A 19380-nucleotide genomic window follows, 5' to 3' on the forward strand; every position below is an offset into this window, starting at 1 on the left:
TATAATCCATAATAATTATGAGAAACATTACAAAACATTACAAAACATTACAAAACATTACATTCGAATGTTTTTGTAGCTCAACACCTTCAAAATGTTAGACTTTTCATAGGTGTTTTTTTAATGGGAACATTACTAGCCCTCGGTTCATGTCAGGAGTTTAGGGAAGGCCCTGAGTTGGCTTCATTACAGGAGGATGTCACCTATCAGGTACTACCACCTGTCCTAGATCCTAGTGGAAGAATCTCCTTTGCCAACCTTGTGAGCTTTTCGGACTTTGTCGAAAAAAATGCCGACAAGCCAGGCGAAGAATTGGTCTTTTTTGAAGGACAGTTTGTGTCTCTCCGTCAAAAAAACGAGGAATTGGCAGAGAGAAATCCATCTTTGCTTCGGGTATTGGACGAAGACGTGGAAGAAGATCCGATCATCGTGGATGATTTTACTGCCTCCATAGTAAATGAAAAACGAGAAGTAATGATCGATGGGAAAGTTGTCAGATATACCGAGTTTGGTACTTGGGTCTATGATGATTACTTTACCGACCGGGTTGAGCAATTACTGCTATCCACTACAGAAGAAGCAATCGATGCCATTTATGCCAGTCATGATTTTGATGAGGATCCCTTTTATGAGCTAGAGCCTGGGATTTTTATTTTTGGTTTGGCGTTGCATGGTGATGATTATGATTATGAAGAAATGAGCCTTAATCAAACCAATGCCCGTATGGTTCCTTGGAGCCCTGCCCTTTTTGATTATCCAGGCTGTAATAAGGCTTCCAATAGAACTCAATACATTCACCCAAATAACAAATGGAATGGCGGCGTAAGGATTATACAAACCCATGGAGTGAAAGATAAACGAAGGATGAAGGTTAAGGTGTGGTCTACGAACTATATAACCCATGCGACTGGTGGATTTGAGACCAAATATCAAAGGCGAACACTTGGTGCTTGGTGGCGCTACAAAGCAGATCAGATATCGGTTTCCGTTAGGGCAAATATTTATTATCCTATACCAGATGGGACGCCAGGTCTTCCAGATAAATTATATATGCCAATTAAAATTGACCAATGGCTATACGGAAATGGTTATTTGAGATTTAACGATGAGAGAAATGCCAAACTTGGTTTCGGAATTATAACGGCTCAAATAGGAATATCCAATAATCTTCAATCTTTATTACAGGGTGGAATCACGAATTGGTGTGAGCCAGCGAATGATTTTCGCGAAAGAAATGGTCAAAATCCAATACCGACCAAGCCCGGCCAAAAGCCAAAAAGATTGTGTAAGCCAAAATGGAAGCCAGCTAAAAATGTAAAGATTAAAAATAGTGAAAGCTGCCACTTTGTAAGAGATGGATCAACCACACGTGAAATACAAATATCAACGAAATTCGATGGATAACCGAGGTCTACTTTGTATGCTTCTAATTCTGTCATCCCATGCCGCCTCCCTTGCACAAGGGAAGTGGGCTTTGGGATTTGAATTTACAAGAAGATCCGAGTTACGGCAATATGAAGACTCGTATCAATACCTCTTTACCAGAGGAGGTGGTGGCCCTTTATTTCCTGCGGGTCTCAATGTGGCTTACCAGTATTCTGAGAAATGGAGGTTTGAATCAGGATTTATTAGTACGCCTTATTCTAGAACTGTTGGTGTTTTTTACAATGAACCTGGATATCGAAGGGTATTTAACCGACCAGTGCTTTACACAAATAATCTGTTAACATTTGAAGTCCCATTAAGACTAGTATATAATCCTAATTTTAGTTGGAAAGGAATACAATTTAACATAATAGGTGGTCTAAATACTTACATTCTTGATGGTTCGATAAACTCAATTGGTCAAGGTGGACTTCCAGCTATCCCAGTTGTGCCTACCCCACCTACGAATTTATCTGTAGTATATCAAGATAGGCCACTGTCGAGGATAAATTTCAGTTTAGAGGCAGGGCCAGAGGCTATGTTGCCTTTGGGAAAGCGGTTTATTTTTCTATACAGGTTTACAGGTAGGTTAGGATTTATTGATATGGTAGAAATGGAAGGAAATTATATCACGGGTCAGAATTTATCTCTAAACCCTGAGAATATTTACCCTTTTCGAGTGGTATCTAATGGAAGTGCACTGCATCATACATTCAGCCTGAGATACAGGCTTGGTAAAAAGAAAGTCAACGAAAATTGGTGGGAAAATGAAGATTAAACAAATTGTATTGCTAATAATAGGTGTGTGCTGTATGTGTACCTTAGGTGTGGCTCAAGGGCTGGACTTGGACGATGAGGATCGACAGGAACCAAAAAAAGTAAATCCATTGCACGCCAATGGTTTGAACTATGTAGGGGTTGGTTTTGAAATTGGTCCTACGCTTAACCGTCGAAGGTTTGGTCAACCTGTTCACTTTGGGTTACCAGTAAAGGTGTATCTGGGAAGGGAAAAAAAGGGGCGCTTTCTTGTCAGAACAGGTATTCATTACTTTCCTGTTCCTGCCGAAAGGCGATTTGTTGGTTATAGTCATTCATTTACCACGATAGTTCCTCTGGCTATTGGGTATCGCCGAAACATTGGAGACTGGTACCTAGAAGGTTCGTTGGGTGCCGCGTTGACTACTGAGGCTGCCATTTACAAAGATGCATCTCTAGGTAAATCGCGAATCGCCTATCGGGAAATTAATTATGGGGTAGAAATCGGTAAGCAGATTGGGGATTTTGATCTTGGTCTTGCGGTTTATAATACAGGCCCCATACCTTTTCATCTCCTATGTGCCGGCTTTAAGTCGAGTTATCGGATTAAGTGGTAAAATGGCTGCAGAAAAATTTCACGCCAAGGGAATAAGGAAGAAAAGTTAACTACTTTACTTAGCTGAATTTTATCATAGAATGCAATTTACCCGCTATTTCTTTGGTTACTTGGCGTAAGGCTTTGCTCGCTTTGCGGTTAATTAACTTCAGTTGGTTGGGAAAAAGAAAAAAAGGGGGTCTTCCCCCCTTTAGATTTCTTGAGCTGCAATATCAGCTTGGTTTACTTTCTTAACCGAATATTTCTGGTCAAAGAAATACCGATATTTTGAATGTTTTCCTGACTAGCTTCTTGAATTAAAACAACGTTGTAATATGCAAAAATATTCCAGTTATCTCCATGATAACCCGCATGTGGTCTTGCCATAATCCCTCCGTTGGTATTGGAAGAATTAATGATAAATGAATACCCAGCATCAATACCAGTAAAAAAACCAGTGGAAGTAGGGTAATATCTATACATAATTGCTAAAGGTATTTCGCCAATATCCTTGATGGTACTTTCAGATGAAAAATAATTGGAGTAGCCAGATTTGATACCGATGCCGGAAGATTTGGTTTCTAAGAATTGCAAACTTGCATTTAATCCTACTACAAAAGAACTTTGGATTGTGGAAAAGGGAACTCCTGCATTGATACCTACTTTAAACTATGTATTCTCGCTACTTACTTTTGAAAGATCTGGACTTTGTGCAAATGCTTTGCTTGTTATTAATATCAAAATCAATAACGTATAACTTAATTTTCTCATTTAAGTAAGGTACGTCTTTAATCATCAACAAAAGCTTTTTATTTTTTTGCTCGTTGCAAACCTTTACTCCCCATGCCAAAAATTAAAATCAGCGTCCAATCTGCTCAATCTCCTTTATCCGCGAGAGCTTACTTTCGGAGTCTACTCCACACCTTAGTAGTAAATCGAGGGCGATCTTCCATGACGTTTAGATCGTCTTCACTTACCCGCTTCACGCTTTCGATTGTGTAAAATGCTTTGTCATTAAGGGATCGTACTTTATCGATATATGCCTGGAGATCCTCTCTTTTCATGACAGTAAATAATAAGTTCACTTTTCCGTAGCGACCCTCTGCACCTACGCTGGTGAATCGGAAGTTCTTATCCTTCATATAGTCAATCAACTCAGGCATGGGAGTAGGGGTAATTACGCGTACGAGTACTCTACCTAAAGCTAACTTTTCTTCCAAAGTCATCCCCACAAATGTTCCCATAGCAAAGCCGCCTGCATAAGCAATGTAGGACATAGGGTTGTTGATGTTTTGAAAAATCTGCCCAATGGCCAACAACCAAATCATCGCCTCAAAAAAGCCGAGTATGGGTGCAACTTTCTTTTTGCCTGAGAGTACAAACATGATCCTCAAGGTATTGATAGACACATCCATGACCCGTGCACAGAAGATCAGTAGGGGCATGATGACAAAGTCAAAAATCTCCTTGGGTATACCTAAATTTAAAATGTACTCTTGCATGTGGGGTATTTCATAGTGGTCAACAAAGGTACGGGCTTATTCTTAGGAGTAAAAATAGGCTCCAAAAAATTTGATTTAATTAAGCTTATGCCTTAATTGGCATAACACTAAATTTTGAAATAAATGTTTGGACTGGGAATAATAGGCCTTTTGATTTATGCCTACACCATTTATGACGTTGTTACTGGGAGATTTGGCAACTCTTCCGATAAGATTGTTTGGATTCTAATTGTAATCTTCCTTCCACTTTTAGGGACGATTTTATGGTTTCTTTTTGGTAGAAAAGGAAAGCTTTAATCAATATTTCAATTTATTTCTACTTTATTTCCACCTTATTTCAAATTACTAGTTCTCGCCACGTCCGCTACGGTATTCGCAACGAGCGCAATGTTTTTTGACACGCTCCTCCAATATCCCATTATCCAAGTATCAGTCAATATCCTTTTTAGTCACTGATTTACACAGATGTTTTGCTAACTGAAATTGGTATTTAGTACTACAATCCAATATTTCAATTTATTTCTACTTTATTTCCACCTTATTTCAATCGAAGCGGTGAACGTTATTTCTACCAATATCCACCATTATTCATCAATATCCCCCAATATCAACAGATTACTGATAAATCTTCTCCAAGGCCGTGTCCAAATCAGGATACCTGAATTTAAACCCTTCTTGTTCGATTTTTTTAGAGGAAACTTTATTGCCACCTAGGACCATTTGGGCCATTTCGCCTAAAGCTAGCTTCAATCCAAATCCTGGAACTCCAAAATTCACAAATAATTTGCGGGCTTTCTTGGCGGCTTTTTCAGTGAGTTCGGCGTTTGTAGCAGGTTTGGGGCCTACTGCATTGTAGATACCCTGTACTTTTTCATCTTCCAAGGCAAAGACAAACATGCGTGCCAGATCATCAATCTGAATCCAACTCATCCACTGCATACCCGACCCTAATGGTGCTGCCACTGGCGGTTTCATCATTTCTTTGAGTGCACCTCCGTTTTTGTCCAATACAATTCCAATCCTAAGCATAACTGTTCGAAGCCCTAACTTCTCCATCATTTTCACTCGGTTTTCCCAAGCGATGACTACTTGAGCTAAAAAGTCTTTTCCTGCTGTACTTTCTTCCACTTGGACATCCTCTCCTGTATTGAAGCCGTAATAACCAACTGCCGAAGCCGAGATAAAGACTTCGGGTTTTGCAGTTGCTTTCTCAATAGCATTGTAGAGCATTTGGGTGGATAAGGTTCTGCTTTCCAGGATTGCTCTTTTGCGAGCATTCGTCCAGCGCTTATCGGCTACCCCTTCACCTGCCAAATGCATGATGGCATCGGCCCATTCGATGGCTTCTGCATCCATGGTCTGTTTATCCACATCCCAGAAAAATGATTGCTGCTTGTATTTATCAGGACTTCTACTCAACCATGCTACTTCGAAGCCTTTTTTTTCTAAGAGTTGGGTGATTTTTTTGCCGACAAGACCGGAGCCTCCTGTGATGAGGATGTTTTTCATATTCATGGGTGTTATGCTAATTAAAGGCGTTTTTACCAATGATTGTTTCTATTTTACTCAAAATTTAAGCATTTCAAGTAAAAACTTCTATTTTTGTTGTTAATGGTGATGGGGTTCCACCAGTAACCGCACATGTTCAGTGCTGATGACTCCTACTCTAACGAACAAATCGACTGGCCGTTTGGCCATAACCCATTTATTTCTTTATGTTGGAGAGGAAAAAAGTATTATCGCCGATTAGATCTTTCGTATTTACCGAGTTTTTGCCAAATTTTCGGTTTCTTTTGAAATGGCTGCTGATAGCAAGTGTTGTGGGTTTTGTTGCGGGTTCCGCCTCAGCTTTCTTTTTAGTTTCCCTAGAGTGGGTGACCAACTATCGTGAGGCGCATGTTTGGATCATAGCATTTCTACCCATATCCGGCTTACTCATCGGCTGGAGTTATTACCGCTTTGGTGCCTCTGTCAGTAAGGGCAATAATCAATTGTTGGAGGAATTTTATCAACCCACCCAAACCATCCCCTTACGAATGGCGCCTCTTGTACTGTTTGGGACTTTAGCTACGCATTTGTTTGGTGGATCGGCTGGAAGGGAAGGTACGGCAGTTCAGATGGGAGGAGCTATTGCCGATCAATTCACCAAGTGGTTCACCCTAAGCAAAGAAGATAGAAAAATCCTCATTACCATAGGTGTGGCGGCAGGTTTTTCATCGGTATTCGGTACCCCTTTAGCGGGAGCTGTTTTTGCTTTGGAATGGTTAATTGTGGGAAGGATTCGCTATGAAGCGATTTTACCGGCCTTTATTGGTGCTTATGTGGCGGATTATGCTTGTGCTGAGTTTTGGCAAGTGCATCATACACAGTATGCCATCACGGAAGTTCCTGCTATTTCCATGGTGAATCTCTTATGGTTGATTCCAGCAGGAATTCTCTTCGGATTGGCCGGCCGATTATTTGCAAAAGCTTGTCACTTATGGGGAGATGTATTTAAAAAATATATCAGCTATCCTCCTTTGAGGCCTGTCATTGGTGGGGTCTTGGTGGCCTTGATTGTCTGGGCTTCGGGTACAACAAAATATATTGGACTAGGCGTACCGACGATTGTGGATGCATTTGAGCAAAGCTTGCCTTGGTACGATTCTTTGGTTAAGATCTTTATGACTTCCTTGACGCTTGGCGCAGGATTTAAAGGTGGGGAAGTAACTCCTTTGTTCTTTACAGGGGCCACCCTTGGCAATGCCTTGTCCATGGTCATTCCTTTGCCCATGTCTTTATTGGCGGGGGTGGGCTTTGTTGCGGTTTTTGCTGGTGCGACAAACACGCCTTTGGCCTGTACTCTCATGGGATTGGAGCTTTTTGGCACAGAAGCAGGCATATTTATAGGATTAGGTTGTGTCTTGGCGTATTTATTTTCGGGTCATGCGGGTATTTACAATTCACAAATCATCGGTAGTCCGAAAAGTTTGAAGCAACCGGAGAGGAAAGGGAAGAGGATTGGGGAAACGTGATTTTAACATGTTTTTTGGCCAGATTTGACAGTAAAATGTGCCTTTGCTTTGCAGAAATGGAACTGAAAATAAATTGTATAAACGCTATAGCCAAGACATTAATGCAGATTACGAATGTAAATTTTCCTTAAAAAGATAGCATTTCGATCTCATCTTCAACTAAGTTTTCTATTTTTAACCATCCAATTTTAAATACCATGAATTTCAAAAAGCTGGGATTGTTGATAGGCTGCTTCCTTATCGTCCAAACATTCGTTTTTGCACAAACTGATTTACAGCAAGAAGTACCCCTTGATCCTCGGGTGCGAACAGGTACTTTATCCAATGGCCTGGTCTATTATATCCAACAAAATCCAAAGCCTGCCAATAAAGTAGAACTCCGCTTGGCAGTCAACGCAGGGTCTGTTTTAGAAGATGAGGACCAACTGGGATTGGCGCATTTTACTGAACATATGGCATTCAATGGGACCAAGAATTTTGAGAAAAATCAATTAGTCTCTTATCTACAATCCATAGGAGTTTCCTTTGGAGGAGATTTGAATGCCTACACGGGTTTTGATGAGACGGTTTATATTTTGCCTATTCCATCTGATGATCCAGAGAAGTTACGCTCCGGTTTTCAGGTGTTGGCTGATTGGGCAGGAGGTGTCTTGATGAATGAGGAGGATATTGATGGAGAGCGGGGAATTATCGTGGAAGAATGGAGAACAGGCCAAGGCTATAGTCAGCGTATGCGTGACCAATACCTGCCTATCCTCCTTCACAATTCCCAATATGCGGATCGCTTGCCGATAGGTAAAATGGAAATTGTAGAAAACTTCGAATACGAAACTATCCGACGCTTTTATAGAGATTGGTATAGACCTAATAATATGGCTATAGTAGCTGTTGGCGATGAAGATCCGGACAAATTGGAAGCATTAATCAAGGAATTTTTCTCAGAATTGACGAATCCTTCCAATGCTCCTGAGCGGATTGCTTTTGAAGTACCCGAACACGAAGAGACTTTTGTGGCTATCGTCACAGACGAAGAGGCACCTGGCATTCAGCTACAATTATTTTACAAGCACAAAGCCCTGCCTACCACCACTGCGCAGGATTATAAAAACTTCTTGCTTAGGACCATTTATTCGGGCATGCTTTCCCAGCGCTTGGATGAAATCAGACAAAAGCCTGATGCACCTTTCATTTTTGCCGGAACAGGCTATGGAAATTTTGTACGGGACTTGGATTATTTCTCCGCTACCGCTGTAGTCGCTCCAGGAAAAGCAGCTGCTGGTATTCAGTCATTGATTGAAGAAAATGAGCGGGTTGCCAAGCATGGTTTTACCCAAGGAGAATTGGATAGGGTAAAAAGTAGTTTGCTCAATAGCGCCGAGCGAGCATATAAAGAAATGGACAAAGCCGAATCCCGAGCAATTGTAGGGCGATATGTCAACCACTATTTGGAGGGCAGATTTGCCGAAGGAGAGGCTTTGAAATATGAGTTTTATAAAGAAATCCTTCCTCAGATCACCTTGAAAGAAATCAATGCCCTTGCCAAAGAACTGGTGCGTGATGATAACCGGGTGGTGGTCGTAATGGCGCCTAGTAGCCAATCGGAATCGCTTCCATCTCAAGAGGATGTTTTGGCATTGTTTGATCAGGTAGAGCAATTGGATTTGCTTCCTTATGAAGAGAAATTATTGGCAGATCAGCTGATTACCAATTTACCGACACCTGGTAAAATTAGCGAGGTGGTAGCCCATGGACCTGTAGAGGTTCAGGAATTTGTGTTATCGAATGGTGCTCGCATATTTGTGAAGTCTACGGATTTCAAGAATGATGAAATCCTTTTCACGATACGAGGCAATGGTGGAGTTTCAATGTTTGGAGATAAAGATCATTACAGTGCAAGCTATGCGGGAGTGATGGTCAATACCATGGGTGTTGGTGATTTTTCTCCATCTGATTTGAGAAAAATGTTGGCAGGGAAAACTGTTTCCGTTACACCAAACATTGGCACTTATTCCCAAACTATTTCAGGAGCTACCAGTCCCAAGGATTTGGAGACAGCCATGCAGTTGATCCATTTGTATTTTACAAGCCCTCGAAAGGATGCTGAGCTTTTCCAAGTCTATGTGGATAACCAAAAGACGCAACTGGCCTCAGCGCAGGCGAATCCTGATTTTCAGTTTAGTGTGGCATTAAACAAACTGATAGCAAACAATAATTTGAGAGCGCTCAGTATTTATGATCCAGCCGATTTGGATAAAATCAGTGTGGATAGAGGCTTGGAAATCTACCGAGATCGATTTGGTAATGCGGCAAATTTTGAGTTTTTCTTTACAGGAAACATTGACATCGAAACTTTCTTACCAATGGTAGAGCAGTATTTTGCGAGTTTACCAGGAGATGTTACCAATGTTGATAACTTTAAAGACTTGGGTATCCGTCCACCGAAAGGACGTTCAGAAACTATTCGGGTAGGTACCGATGAAAAGAGTCAAGTGATCCTGTTTTTCTCAGAGGAACAAGCTTATGATAGAGCCTTGGCTACCGATGTTTCTTTCTTAGGGGAAATTCTGACCATTAAATTGATTGAAAATCTACGGGAAGAAATTGGAGGTGTATATGGAGTAGGTGCTAGCGGCAGCATGTCCAATCAGCCGGTTGGGCAATTGAGTTTTTCCATTTCATTCCCATGTAGTCCGGATATGGTTGAAAAATTAACAGCCGCGGCTTGGGCAGAAGTCAAGAAGATCCAAGAAGAGGGACCTACAAAGGAAGACTTAGATAAGGTCAAGGAAAAAAGAAGAATTGCCTATCAGGAAAATTTGAAAAGAAACAATTACTGGAATGGGCAAATTGCAGCAGCTAGGCAATATGATTTCCCATTTGAAAGCCTTTTGGAAGCGGGGAAAAGCATTGAAGCAGTTACTCAAGAAAGAGTACAGCAAATTGCTCGACAATTGCTTACCAAAGAAAATCTATTGGAAGTAATCAAGTTGCCCTTAGAAAAGTAGTGTATATACTTTCACGGGAGAAGCTAAGCTTATGAATTAACTCATCATATTTTCAAGCATCTGTTGACTGCGGTCCATGGACTGTGGTCGATTATCCGCAATAGCCCCAGTATTTATTTAATACGGGGGTTATTGACGATAATCAGATTCTTTTGAGCACTTTTTCTATCATCTTCCCAATTTTTACCTTATTTCGCTGCATGGATATTCAATGGATTTGGCAAGGTATTCTTGATGGTTTGGCCGAGATGACTTTATTGGAGGCGATTGCCGTCTTTTTTGGGATAGCTTCGGTATTTTATTCTATAAAAAAAAACATTCTCGTTTTTCCCACGGGGATGATTTCCACAATTATTTACGTGTATATCTGCTTGAAGTATAAGCTCTATGCAGACATGGGGATCAATGCCTACTACTTTGCCATGTCCATCTATGGTTGGTATCTATGGAGTAGGCCAAGTGAGGGAAAGGAAGAGTTGCCGGTAACTTGGTTATCTCCCAAAGGCATTATGCAATCCATTGGCTTGTTTTTACTTTCTTACGGAGTACTGTACATTGTTTTATCAAACTTTACAGATTCGGATGTTCCCTATTGGGACTCTTTCACAACCTCCTCAGCATTTGTAGGTATGTGGTTGATGGCCAAAAAGAAGGTGGAAAACTGGATTGCTTGGATCATTACGGACATAGTTTCGGTGCCTTTGTATTTTTACAAGGGTTTGATGTTAACCTCTTTCCAGTTTTTGTTTTTCACAGTCCTTGCTACCATAGGTCTGATCGAATGGATGAAAACTGCTAAAAAAGTACAGCATGCTTAAGAAAGTCGTCATCATAGGGCCAGAGTCTACTGGGAAAAGTACGCTAGCCCAACAGCTCGCTGCACATTTTAATTGCTTATGGGTGGAGGAGTATGCACGTGAGTATCTTGAAAACCTTGGGAGATTGTATGAATACGATGACTTGCTGAGGATAGCTCAAGGGCAAATTGCTTTGGAAGATAGGATAGCTGCTCAATCTGACAAACTCTTGATTTGTGATACTGATTTACATGTGATTCAGGTATGGTCGGAGCATAAATATGGAAAGGTGCATGATTGGGTGATGCAACAAATAGAGCAAAAGGGCTATGACCTCTATTTATTGACGGACATCGACATTCCTTGGGAAGAGGATCCTTTAAGGGAGCACCCAGACCCAGCACAAAGACTCTATTTTTGGGAATTATACCAGTCTATAGTTGAAAAATCTGGAGTGCCTTATCAGATTATTTCAGGAACGCATGAAATCCGTCTCCAGCGAGCAATCAAGAGGGTTCAAGCACTTTTGAAAAGCTAGTTGATCTATTTTTTGTACAAGTCAATTTCCTGTATTTTCAAATGCTAGCTTGGAAATATGCAAATAAAGCTTAACTTTATAGCAGGAATGTTACATAATCCCTTAGTTTATTTTTCATTCTGATTAACTAATTATCCCCCATTTATTACACATGCGTCCCCCAAGATTTAGTACGGCATCTTCCTTTCATGCCGATTTAAAAGAAAGGATCAAAAACTATTTTACTGAAAAAAACATCAAGCCAACAGGAAACTTCTCTTTGTATTTCAAAGCAGTAGTCATGGTTATTGCATTTGTTTTTATCTACATCCATCTGGTTTTTTTCACTCCATTTTGGCCATTTGCCATCTTGGAAGCAATTATTCTAGGAGCTTTGACAGCTGGCATTGGATTCAATGTCATGCATGATGGAGCTCATGGAAGTTTCAGTAGAAAAGGCTGGGTAAATGAACTGGCTGGTATCTCCATCAATTTCTTAGGAGCTAATGTTTTCATGTGGAAAACCAAGCATAACGTAGCTCATCATTCGTTTACGAATGTAGATGATCATGATGATGACTTGAATGCAGGGGTGTTTTTACGGTTGGGACCAACCCAAAAACGGTACAAAATCCACAAGTATCAGCATCGCTACTTCATTTTCATTTATTCTATTCTGTATTTCTACTGGGTGTTTTTCACCGATTATAAGAAATACGTGACTAGAAAAGTTGGCGAAACGCCTATCAAAAAAATGGATGTGAAAGAACATATCTCTTTCTGGGGCTTTAAAGTGGTACATCTCTTTTTATTCATAGTCCTACCAATTTACATGGTTGGTTTTTTACCTTGGTTAGCAGGTTTTATGATATTTGGTCTTGCTACAGGTGTTATCATGAGTGTTGTTTTCCAGTTAGCACATGTACTTGAAGAAACCTCTTTCCCTGTTCCAGATAAGGCAACGAATAAGTTGGAAGATGATTGGGCGATTCATCAGTTAAAAACTACAGCAAATTTTGCTACTAGAAATAAGGTGCTATCTTGGTTTATTGGTGGATTGAATTTTCAGATTGAACATCATTTGTTTCCGAACATTTCCCATATTCACTACCCTGCTATATCGCAGATCATCAAGCAAACTTGTCAAGAGTATGGTATTCCATACATTGAGCATCCAAAAATGAGAGTAGCGCTAGCCTCACACATCAATCATTTGAGACATTTGGGACAAAGTTCATAGTTTCATTTCAGCTCATTTTATTAGGCTTTTTTCTCGGAGGAGGAAAAAGCCTTTTTTGTGATGGTTGTTTTTTCCAATTCCTCACCATAGCTTTGCCCATAGATCATGAGGGGTGCCCTAACATCACGGGCTGAGATCATACCCACAATACCTGATCCGGGTAGTGCCGGCGAAGGGAAATGAGTAAAACTGAATACACGTATTTCAAAATGATGGCTTAGTCCTATTGTTGTGCGCGCATGTTTGCGTGTTTTCAGGTCGGGTAAACAATTGAAAAGAAAAATCGCCCCTTGATTTTTCTATGTTTAACCAAAATGCATGTTGCATTAAAATCATGAAAAAAATTTACATGGTATTGCTCTTTTTGAGCCTGACAAGTCTATCATTTGGCCAAACAGCTGTCAAAGGTGTTGTCAAAAATGTTTCTGGAGAATTGCTTCCTGGTGCAAATGTGGTACTTACCGGTACTGGTAGAGGTTCTACCACAGATCTTCAGGGAAGATTTGATATCCGGAATATTCCAGCTGGTAAGTATACCCTGTGGGTAAGTTATTTGGGTTATGAAATTTTTACCCAAGAGATTAATGTGCCGCAAAGTGTAGAGCTACAAGTAGTATTGAGCTCCAAAGCTATTCAAACAGAGGAATTTATAGTCTTTGCAACACGGGCTGGTGAAAAGACTCCTACAACGTTTAGTAATGTAAGTAAAGAAGACATAGCTAAATTAAATTTGGGTCAGGACATGCCAATCCTGTTAAATTTTACACCCTCAGTAGTGTCTTTTTCTGATGCAGGAGCAGGAGTAGGATATACAGGCTTACGAATTAGAGGCTCAGACCAAACGAGAATCAATGTCACGGTCAATGGGATACCTATGAATGATGCCGAATCACATGGAGTCTTCTGGGTCAATATGCCAGACTTTGCTTCATCTGTGGATAACATTCAGATTCAGCGAGGGGTAGGAACATCAACTAACGGAGCTGCAACTTTTGGTGCGAGTCTGAATATACAAACAGATACCCGCCAAGATGAGGCATTTGCGGAGGTAGATAACTCATTTGGATCTTTTAATACCAGAAGGCATATGGTGAAAGTTGGTACAGGATTGATCAATAACCGTTGGGCTTTTGATGGAAGACTTTCTCAGATTACATCAGATGGTTACATTGACCGTGCTTCTTCCAATTTACGCTCTTACTTCTTTTCTGGGGGGTATTATGGGGAAAAGCATGTAGTTAAAATGAATGTCTTTGCAGGCGCAGAAGTGACCTATCAGGCTTGGGAAGGTGTGCCAGAAAATCTTTTGCGTACCAACCGGACCTTCAATCCTTATACTTATGATAATCAGGTAGATGATTATAAGCAAAATCATTACCAGTTAATATATACAGGTGAACTGGGTGAAGGTCTGAAAGCCAATGCGGCCTTGCATTACACCTATGGCCGCGGTTTTTTTGAGCAGTTTAGAGCAAACGATCGTTTGAATAGATATGGATTACCTAATTTAGAGATTGGTGGTTCTACTATTTCAAGGATGGATATTATCCGTAGAAGATGGCTAGACAACGATTTTTTTGGAGGTGTATTTTCTTTGAACTACATGACAGAAGATGCTCGTTGGGATTTGACTTTAGGAGGTGGGGCTAATCGTTATATTGGTGATCATTTTGGGGAGATTATTTGGATGCAGTTTGCAGGACCAGTGAATATTCGTGATCGCTATTATGATAATGTGGCTATTAAAGATGATATCAACATCTATGGAAAGGTCACATATCAGGCTACTGAAAAATTATATTTGTTTGGTGACCTTCAAGGTAGATGGATTGATTATAGCTTTGAGGGGATCAACAATGATTTGCGTGATGTAACGGGTGATGTGAATTTTGCTTTCTTCAATCCCAAAGTCGGGTTGACCTATCAGGTAAGTCAAGGAAAGCAATGGTATGCTTCTTATGCTGTTGCTAATCGTGAACCGGTTAGAAGGGACTTTACAGATTCACCGATTATTGATAGGGCGCCAAGGCATGAAAATTTGCAAAATATTGAAGCAGGTTATCGCGTGCAGTCTGGTACATTCACTTACAATGCTAATTTTTATTACATGAAGTATAGAGATCAGTTGGTGTTGACAGGTCATTTAAACGATGTTGGTGCTTATGTACGTGACAATGTGGACAACTCTTATCGTATGGGGATTGAACTGGATGGAGCTTACAAGTTGGCCGATAAATGGACGCTGGGTGGTAATCTTGCTTTAAGTAGGAATAAGATAGAAGAGTTCATTGAATACTTAGATGATTATTCTACAGCTGATTTTAGACAAGAAATGATCGTTCATACCAATACGGACATTGCTTTTTCTCCCAATGTGGTTGCGGCGGCAATTGTTGATTATAGACCCTTCAAAGGATTAGAATTATCCTTACTCAACAAGTATGTTGGCCGGCAATTCTTAGACAATACCCAAAATGAAGCCCGTTCTCTAAATGCATTCTGGACGTCCGACTTGCGATTCAATTATTCTATGAGACCACGTTTTGTGAAAAATATGGAAGTAACGCTTTTGGTGAACAATATCTTTAATAGGCTTTACGAGCCAAATGGATATACATTCAGTTACTTCGTGCCAGCAGAAGCGATGGGAGGGAGAGAGTTGGTTACCGAGAATTTCTTTTATCCACAAGCTGGAACCAATTTCCTAGCTGGTGTGAAGTTTTTGTTTTAAATATGAGTTGTACCAATCTTAGATCCCGCAAGAGAGTTATCCACATTCTTTTGCGGGATTTTTTTGGTATACGGAAAGCGCCGAAGACATGGAAGATTTTTGACACAGATATTTTGGCTGTCGCCAATTTGTTATCAGCTAATTGGTTAATGATGTATTTAAAGTTGATTACTTGCTGGATTGTGGAAGTAAAAACTGTGGAGATTTGTGTTTATCAGTAGAGATCTGTGTCAAAATTATGTATTGTGGATAAATCAAACTCCTTTTGATATTTTTTGGGGAAGGGGAGCGAAGAAGTTGACTTGCTTGATGTGTTGGGAAAGGAGGTTAATGATTTCTATAAGCTCAAAAACATTGGTAGATTGGAAAGGGTAGAGTTCAATTCTATTTCTGCTTTCGAAGTCTTCCATGAGTTTGAGAGAGTACTTTTTGCTCAATGTGGATAAGTTTGAAGGAATTTTTTGAGGGCCATTTTGGAATGCATTAGCCGTAGGCTTGAAGCCAAAAGTCTTTTTTTCAGAAAGAATATTTTTCTTTACATGCTCTTGATCAAACCCCTTATCATAAACTGATAAGTAGCCTACACTGGAGTTTTTTAACGGAAATTTATAATCCAAAATGAGTCGTGGCCGAATGACCACATAGTGGATAACTCCATCTACATTGTAAATGTCCAAACGGAGGTTGTTCTTCTGGCAAAGAAATTTCCAGAGATTCTCCAGTCGCATTAAATCCATGGTTTCAGTTGGGTCTATTGATCAATCTAAAATAGTCCGAAAAAACCGTTTTTAGAATATCTCGCTCTTTTTCTTCTTCTAAGATTGGAATCCAATCCTCCTGAACTTTCATACTGAGTTGCACTCCCTCACCATATTTTTCAAAAAAATCCATGGCGAAAGTGAAATGATCAAATTTATTACCTCCATAAAAGGTTAATTCTGAAGTCATACCCTCAGCAGAAGTCAATTTTAAATATAGAGGCAACTCTTCGGGATATGGCTCAATAAAGATGTATGCTTCATCTACTACACGATTTAACAAGATCGCAAAGTTTAGTGTTGGCTTTTCTTGTGATGTATCCCGTTTACCGTGGCGGTAGATATTCATTTTGGCATCATTTCTCCCCTCCAAATCAAAGGTACTTGCCCGTACATTCCGAAAATATAATCGGTCAGCATCTGTGATTCTCATTTCAGAGGATTCATCCCCTGAATTATTCGCCCTCTTTTCATTAAAAAAAGACATAATAAACACGAATACTAGTGTACTAATCCCGAAAATTTTCAGGATTCGAATCATCTCCGGCGAAAAGGAATCAGAATTTGCAGAAGCCATGCCTATTTAACCGAATTGACTTTCCAAAAGTTTGGAAGCTTAGCATCAGATTTTAATGCACATATGAACCTGCATTGATATCGATGGTACATCCCGTAGCATGGTCTGCCAACCCCGAACACAGTAAGGTGACCATAGGGGCTATATCTTTTGGCTCGGTTAATTCTTTCAGCGCAATATCGTTTAGCGCATACGCTTCTCCATACTGATCCATAAAATCCTGAGCCATATCCGTACGGGTAAAGCCGGGTGCAATGATAAATGCTTTAATGCCTGATTTGCCATAGTAGCGGGCAATGGATCGTGTATAACTCACTATCGCAGCTTTGGAGGCAGCATAAGCGAGGTAGTCTGGAGTATCTCCTCGAAACGCAGCTCTAGAAGAAATGTTGATAACTCTGCCTTGTTGGTTTTCAATCGCATGCTCGACAAACTCTTTGGTGATGATCGCCAAAGCATTGATATTGACATTCATCGTTTGCAACCAAGCATCTGTCCATTCTTCTGTTGGGGCATTATCAGGGATGGAAATAGCTATCCCTGCATTGTTGACAACTGCATCAATCTTACCATAGGTTTCTGTCAATTCTCTAAACCAGCCTTTTACTGCACTCAAATCCGAAAGATCACAAGGCACTAAATAGCTTTTTCCTGCCAAGGAGTCCTGAAGCTTTTTGGCTTCCTCCTCATTTCGATTGTAATGCAGTAACAGCTCTGCTCCTGATGTGGATAACTGTTCGGCTATCCCTCTTCCAATACCTCTGGAAGCTCCTGTCACCAAAATTCGCTGACCTTTCAATGATACATGCATAAGATTGTGGGTTGATTTTTCTGTCTGTAAGTTAAAGAAAAGGATTTACTTGTTTCAAATACTTTTCCACAAGTAAGCACACTAAACCAAAAAGTTGACCGGTTCTATTCCGATCAAATCCACCTGATTCAAAAAATCTGGGTGTAATGGATTCAAAAGTAAGTTATGTTCCTGTGGATAATTCACTAAGGGTATTCTACAGGAAGGCACTTTCAATGCAGTAGAATCGTTTTGCTGAGCCCAATAAGTTCCCATATATTGAGTGCTTTTGGGATGGGGTCTATGTGTCCAATCTTTTGGAAGATCTACGCTATCCACATAGGGGATTTCTGCATGTACATCAAAAATGACCAAGGACCATTGGCTTTTTGTGACCACTGGTCCTCGGATACTTAGCAATTCCAGAAAATTTAGCGATGTATGGCTACAGGCATAGATCAAGGGGGTTCCATATTGATTCCATCTTCCCGAACCTGGACCGAAACCTAAGGGTGTTCTCCCCTCTAGATTCTCAATAAGTCTGTAGTATCTCAATGTGGATAAATCAAAATACTGTACCCCAAGACATAGCATCCAATGCCTGATCCACCAAATCTATACCCCGTGGATGCAATAAGATATCCACAGGCTTTTGAGCGCCTAAAGCCTCATTGATGGTATGAAGCCAAGTGGAAAACAACTCCTCTGATCCAAATATGCGAATACCTTTGGCAACTATCTTATCCATATCCTTGATACTTTTGGTGAGCAACTTGGTCAATAAACGGTCATCTTTTTTCCAACGTACTAATGTGCTCGGATCAACCTCCATCAACACGGCAATCTCTGCTTGGGTATATTGAAAGTAATCAAACAGAACCATGGTCTCAGATAAACGAAAACGCTCCTCTACCAACAACGGCTCTGCGACTGTAGCGTATCCTAAATCTTGCTTGAAAAAATAATACTCCTCTCTACCCTCCTGAAAGGATGAGATACCTTGACTTTCGGTAAGCCGTGAGGGGAATGAATACTTTTTAGATGCATACGCCATACACAAATTTAATCAAAATAATGTTAATTGCAAATATTATTTATTGCATTTGCAATCATTTAAGTATTTCTCGAATCTGATAATCCTGTAGGTTGCAATTGATCCACTCTCCATCAAGGTCGGCACCATATTTTTTATAAAAATTAATGGCGGGTTCGTTCCAGTCCAACACTTGCCAGGTCATTCCAGAGCATCCATCATCCAAGCATTTTTGCATGGTTTGGTCAAATAGTAGCTTCCCTGCACCATTCCCCCGCTCGGATTCTGTCACGACAATATCTTCTAGATACAATCGCTTTCCTTTCCAAGTACTGTAGCGATAATAATAGATGGAGATGCCTATGATTTCTTGAGTGGCTTCTTTGATAGCAACATAAAATCCAAAAACAGGCTGTGGACCAAAGCCATCCTGTTCCATTTTTTCAACCGTGTTGATAACTTGTTCTGGAGCTTTTTCATATAAGGCAAGCTCTTTTACCAATTCCAAAACTCGTGGTAGGTCCTCAATTTTTCCTTCTCTGATCTGATACATAGTGATTGATTTTGGTTGAAGGTGGGGAATATTTGAAAAAAATAAAAGCTGTAATGGATAATTGGATCTTTTCCTACATCAGCGTAG

The 19380-nt window shown here is 40.3% G+C and carries 19 protein-coding genes and 2 riboswitches; of the genes, 10 read left to right on the plus strand and 9 right to left on the minus strand.

Going from position 1 to position 19380, the window contains the following annotated elements:
• The first annotated feature begins 123 nt into the window (after positions 1-123).
• Genes IE080_RS10430 through IE080_RS10440 form a run of 3 tightly spaced genes read left to right on the plus strand, consistent with a single transcriptional unit; the run spans position 124 to position 2798 of the window.
• A complete protein-coding gene (locus tag IE080_RS10430) occupies positions 124-1404 on the plus strand; it encodes a hypothetical protein (RefSeq protein ID WP_189581784.1) in 1281 nt (426 codons plus the stop codon).
• Between the two features lie 16 nt (positions 1405-1420).
• Entirely contained in the window at positions 1421-2203 is a 783-nt protein-coding gene (locus IE080_RS10435; RefSeq protein ID WP_189581787.1) for a hypothetical protein, read from the plus strand.
• Entirely contained in the window at positions 2193-2798 is a 606-nt protein-coding gene (locus tag IE080_RS10440) for a hypothetical protein (RefSeq protein ID WP_189581790.1), read from the plus strand. The genes IE080_RS10435 and IE080_RS10440 overlap by 11 nt, the downstream gene beginning before the upstream one ends.
• Positions 2799-3019: 221 nt before the next feature.
• Here the strand turns inward: IE080_RS10440 and IE080_RS10445 are convergent, their stop codons facing one another.
• On the minus strand, positions 3020-3370 hold the full coding sequence (locus tag IE080_RS10445) for a hypothetical protein (RefSeq protein ID WP_189581793.1): 351 nt from the start codon (positions 3368-3370) through the stop codon (positions 3020-3022).
• Positions 3371-3675: 305 nt separating this feature from the next.
• Positions 3676-4278 carry a DUF2179 domain-containing protein gene (locus IE080_RS10450; protein WP_189581796.1) on the minus strand — a complete coding sequence of 201 codons (603 nt, stop codon included), beginning with the start codon at positions 4276-4278 and terminating at the stop codon, positions 3676-3678.
• A 123-nt stretch (positions 4279-4401) separates the two neighbouring features.
• Between IE080_RS10450 and IE080_RS10455 the strand changes: the two genes are divergently transcribed.
• Positions 4402-4575, plus strand: coding sequence for a PLDc N-terminal domain-containing protein (locus IE080_RS10455; RefSeq protein WP_189581798.1), 174 nt, complete (start codon positions 4402-4404; stop codon positions 4573-4575).
• A gap of 318 nt (positions 4576-4893) precedes the next feature.
• On the opposite strand, the gene IE080_RS10460 is transcribed toward IE080_RS10455, so the two are convergent.
• Positions 4894-5787 carry a TIGR01777 family oxidoreductase gene (locus IE080_RS10460; RefSeq protein ID WP_189581801.1) on the minus strand — a complete coding sequence of 298 codons (894 nt, stop codon included), beginning with the start codon at positions 5785-5787 and terminating at the stop codon, positions 4894-4896.
• A gap of 95 nt (positions 5788-5882) precedes the next feature.
• A riboswitch (Fluoride riboswitch) is annotated at positions 5883-5949 on the plus strand.
• A 44-nt stretch (positions 5950-5993) separates the two neighbouring features.
• On the opposite strand from IE080_RS10460, the gene IE080_RS10465 reads away from it, so the two are divergent.
• The 6 genes from IE080_RS10465 to IE080_RS10490 all read left to right on the plus strand — a co-directional run bounded on the left by IE080_RS10465 (position 5994) and on the right by IE080_RS10490 (position 15582).
• Positions 5994-7292, plus strand: coding sequence for a voltage-gated chloride channel family protein (locus IE080_RS10465; RefSeq protein WP_189581804.1), 1299 nt, complete (start codon positions 5994-5996; stop codon positions 7290-7292).
• A gap of 197 nt (positions 7293-7489) precedes the next feature.
• A complete protein-coding gene (locus IE080_RS10470) occupies positions 7490-10297 on the plus strand; it encodes a M16 family metallopeptidase (RefSeq protein WP_189581807.1) in 2808 nt (935 codons plus the stop codon).
• A gap of 200 nt (positions 10298-10497) precedes the next feature.
• On the plus strand, positions 10498-11115 hold the full coding sequence (gene pnuC, locus IE080_RS10475; RefSeq protein ID WP_189581868.1) for a nicotinamide riboside transporter PnuC: 618 nt from the start codon (positions 10498-10500) through the stop codon (positions 11113-11115).
• Positions 11108-11632, plus strand: coding sequence for an AAA family ATPase (locus IE080_RS10480; protein ID WP_189581810.1), 525 nt, complete (start codon positions 11108-11110; stop codon positions 11630-11632). Before pnuC ends, IE080_RS10480 begins: the two co-directional genes overlap by 8 nt.
• Positions 11633-11783: 151 nt before the next feature.
• Positions 11784-12851: a fatty acid desaturase family protein gene (locus IE080_RS10485; protein ID WP_189581813.1), complete on the plus strand. Its 1068-nt coding sequence runs from the start codon at positions 11784-11786 to the stop codon at positions 12849-12851.
• 98 nt (positions 12852-12949) lie between these two features.
• Positions 12950-13046, plus strand: a riboswitch (TPP riboswitch).
• Between the two features lie 139 nt (positions 13047-13185).
• Positions 13186-15582, plus strand: a complete 2397-nt coding sequence (locus tag IE080_RS10490; RefSeq protein ID WP_189581816.1) for a TonB-dependent receptor — start codon at positions 13186-13188, stop codon at positions 15580-15582.
• Positions 15583-15836: 254 nt separating this feature from the next.
• On the opposite strand, the gene IE080_RS10495 is transcribed toward IE080_RS10490, so the two are convergent.
• From IE080_RS10495 to IE080_RS10520, 6 genes are all read right to left on the minus strand, one after another.
• On the minus strand, positions 15837-16319 hold the full coding sequence (locus IE080_RS10495; protein ID WP_189581819.1) for a hypothetical protein: 483 nt from the start codon (positions 16317-16319) through the stop codon (positions 15837-15839).
• 4 nt (positions 16320-16323) lie between these two features.
• Complete coding sequence (locus IE080_RS10500; RefSeq protein ID WP_229800580.1) at positions 16324-16773, minus strand: hypothetical protein; 450 nt, start codon at positions 16771-16773, stop codon at positions 16324-16326.
• 196 nt (positions 16774-16969) lie between these two features.
• On the minus strand, positions 16970-17728 hold the full coding sequence (locus tag IE080_RS10505) for an SDR family NAD(P)-dependent oxidoreductase (RefSeq protein ID WP_189581825.1): 759 nt from the start codon (positions 17726-17728) through the stop codon (positions 16970-16972).
• A gap of 81 nt (positions 17729-17809) precedes the next feature.
• A complete protein-coding gene (locus tag IE080_RS10510; protein WP_189581828.1) occupies positions 17810-18262 on the minus strand; it encodes an RES family NAD+ phosphorylase in 453 nt (150 codons plus the stop codon).
• A gap of 10 nt (positions 18263-18272) precedes the next feature.
• On the minus strand, positions 18273-18761 hold the full coding sequence (locus tag IE080_RS10515; protein WP_189581831.1) for an antitoxin Xre/MbcA/ParS toxin-binding domain-containing protein: 489 nt from the start codon (positions 18759-18761) through the stop codon (positions 18273-18275).
• Between the two features lie 55 nt (positions 18762-18816).
• Positions 18817-19293 (minus strand): GNAT family N-acetyltransferase, encoded by a 477-nt coding sequence (locus IE080_RS10520; RefSeq protein WP_189581834.1) that lies wholly within the window; start codon positions 19291-19293, stop codon positions 18817-18819.
• Positions 19294-19380: the final 87 nt, after the last annotated feature.

This window comes from Mongoliitalea lutea (assembly GCF_014652135.1).
GTDB lineage: Bacteria > Bacteroidota > Bacteroidia > Cytophagales > Cyclobacteriaceae > Mongoliitalea > Mongoliitalea lutea.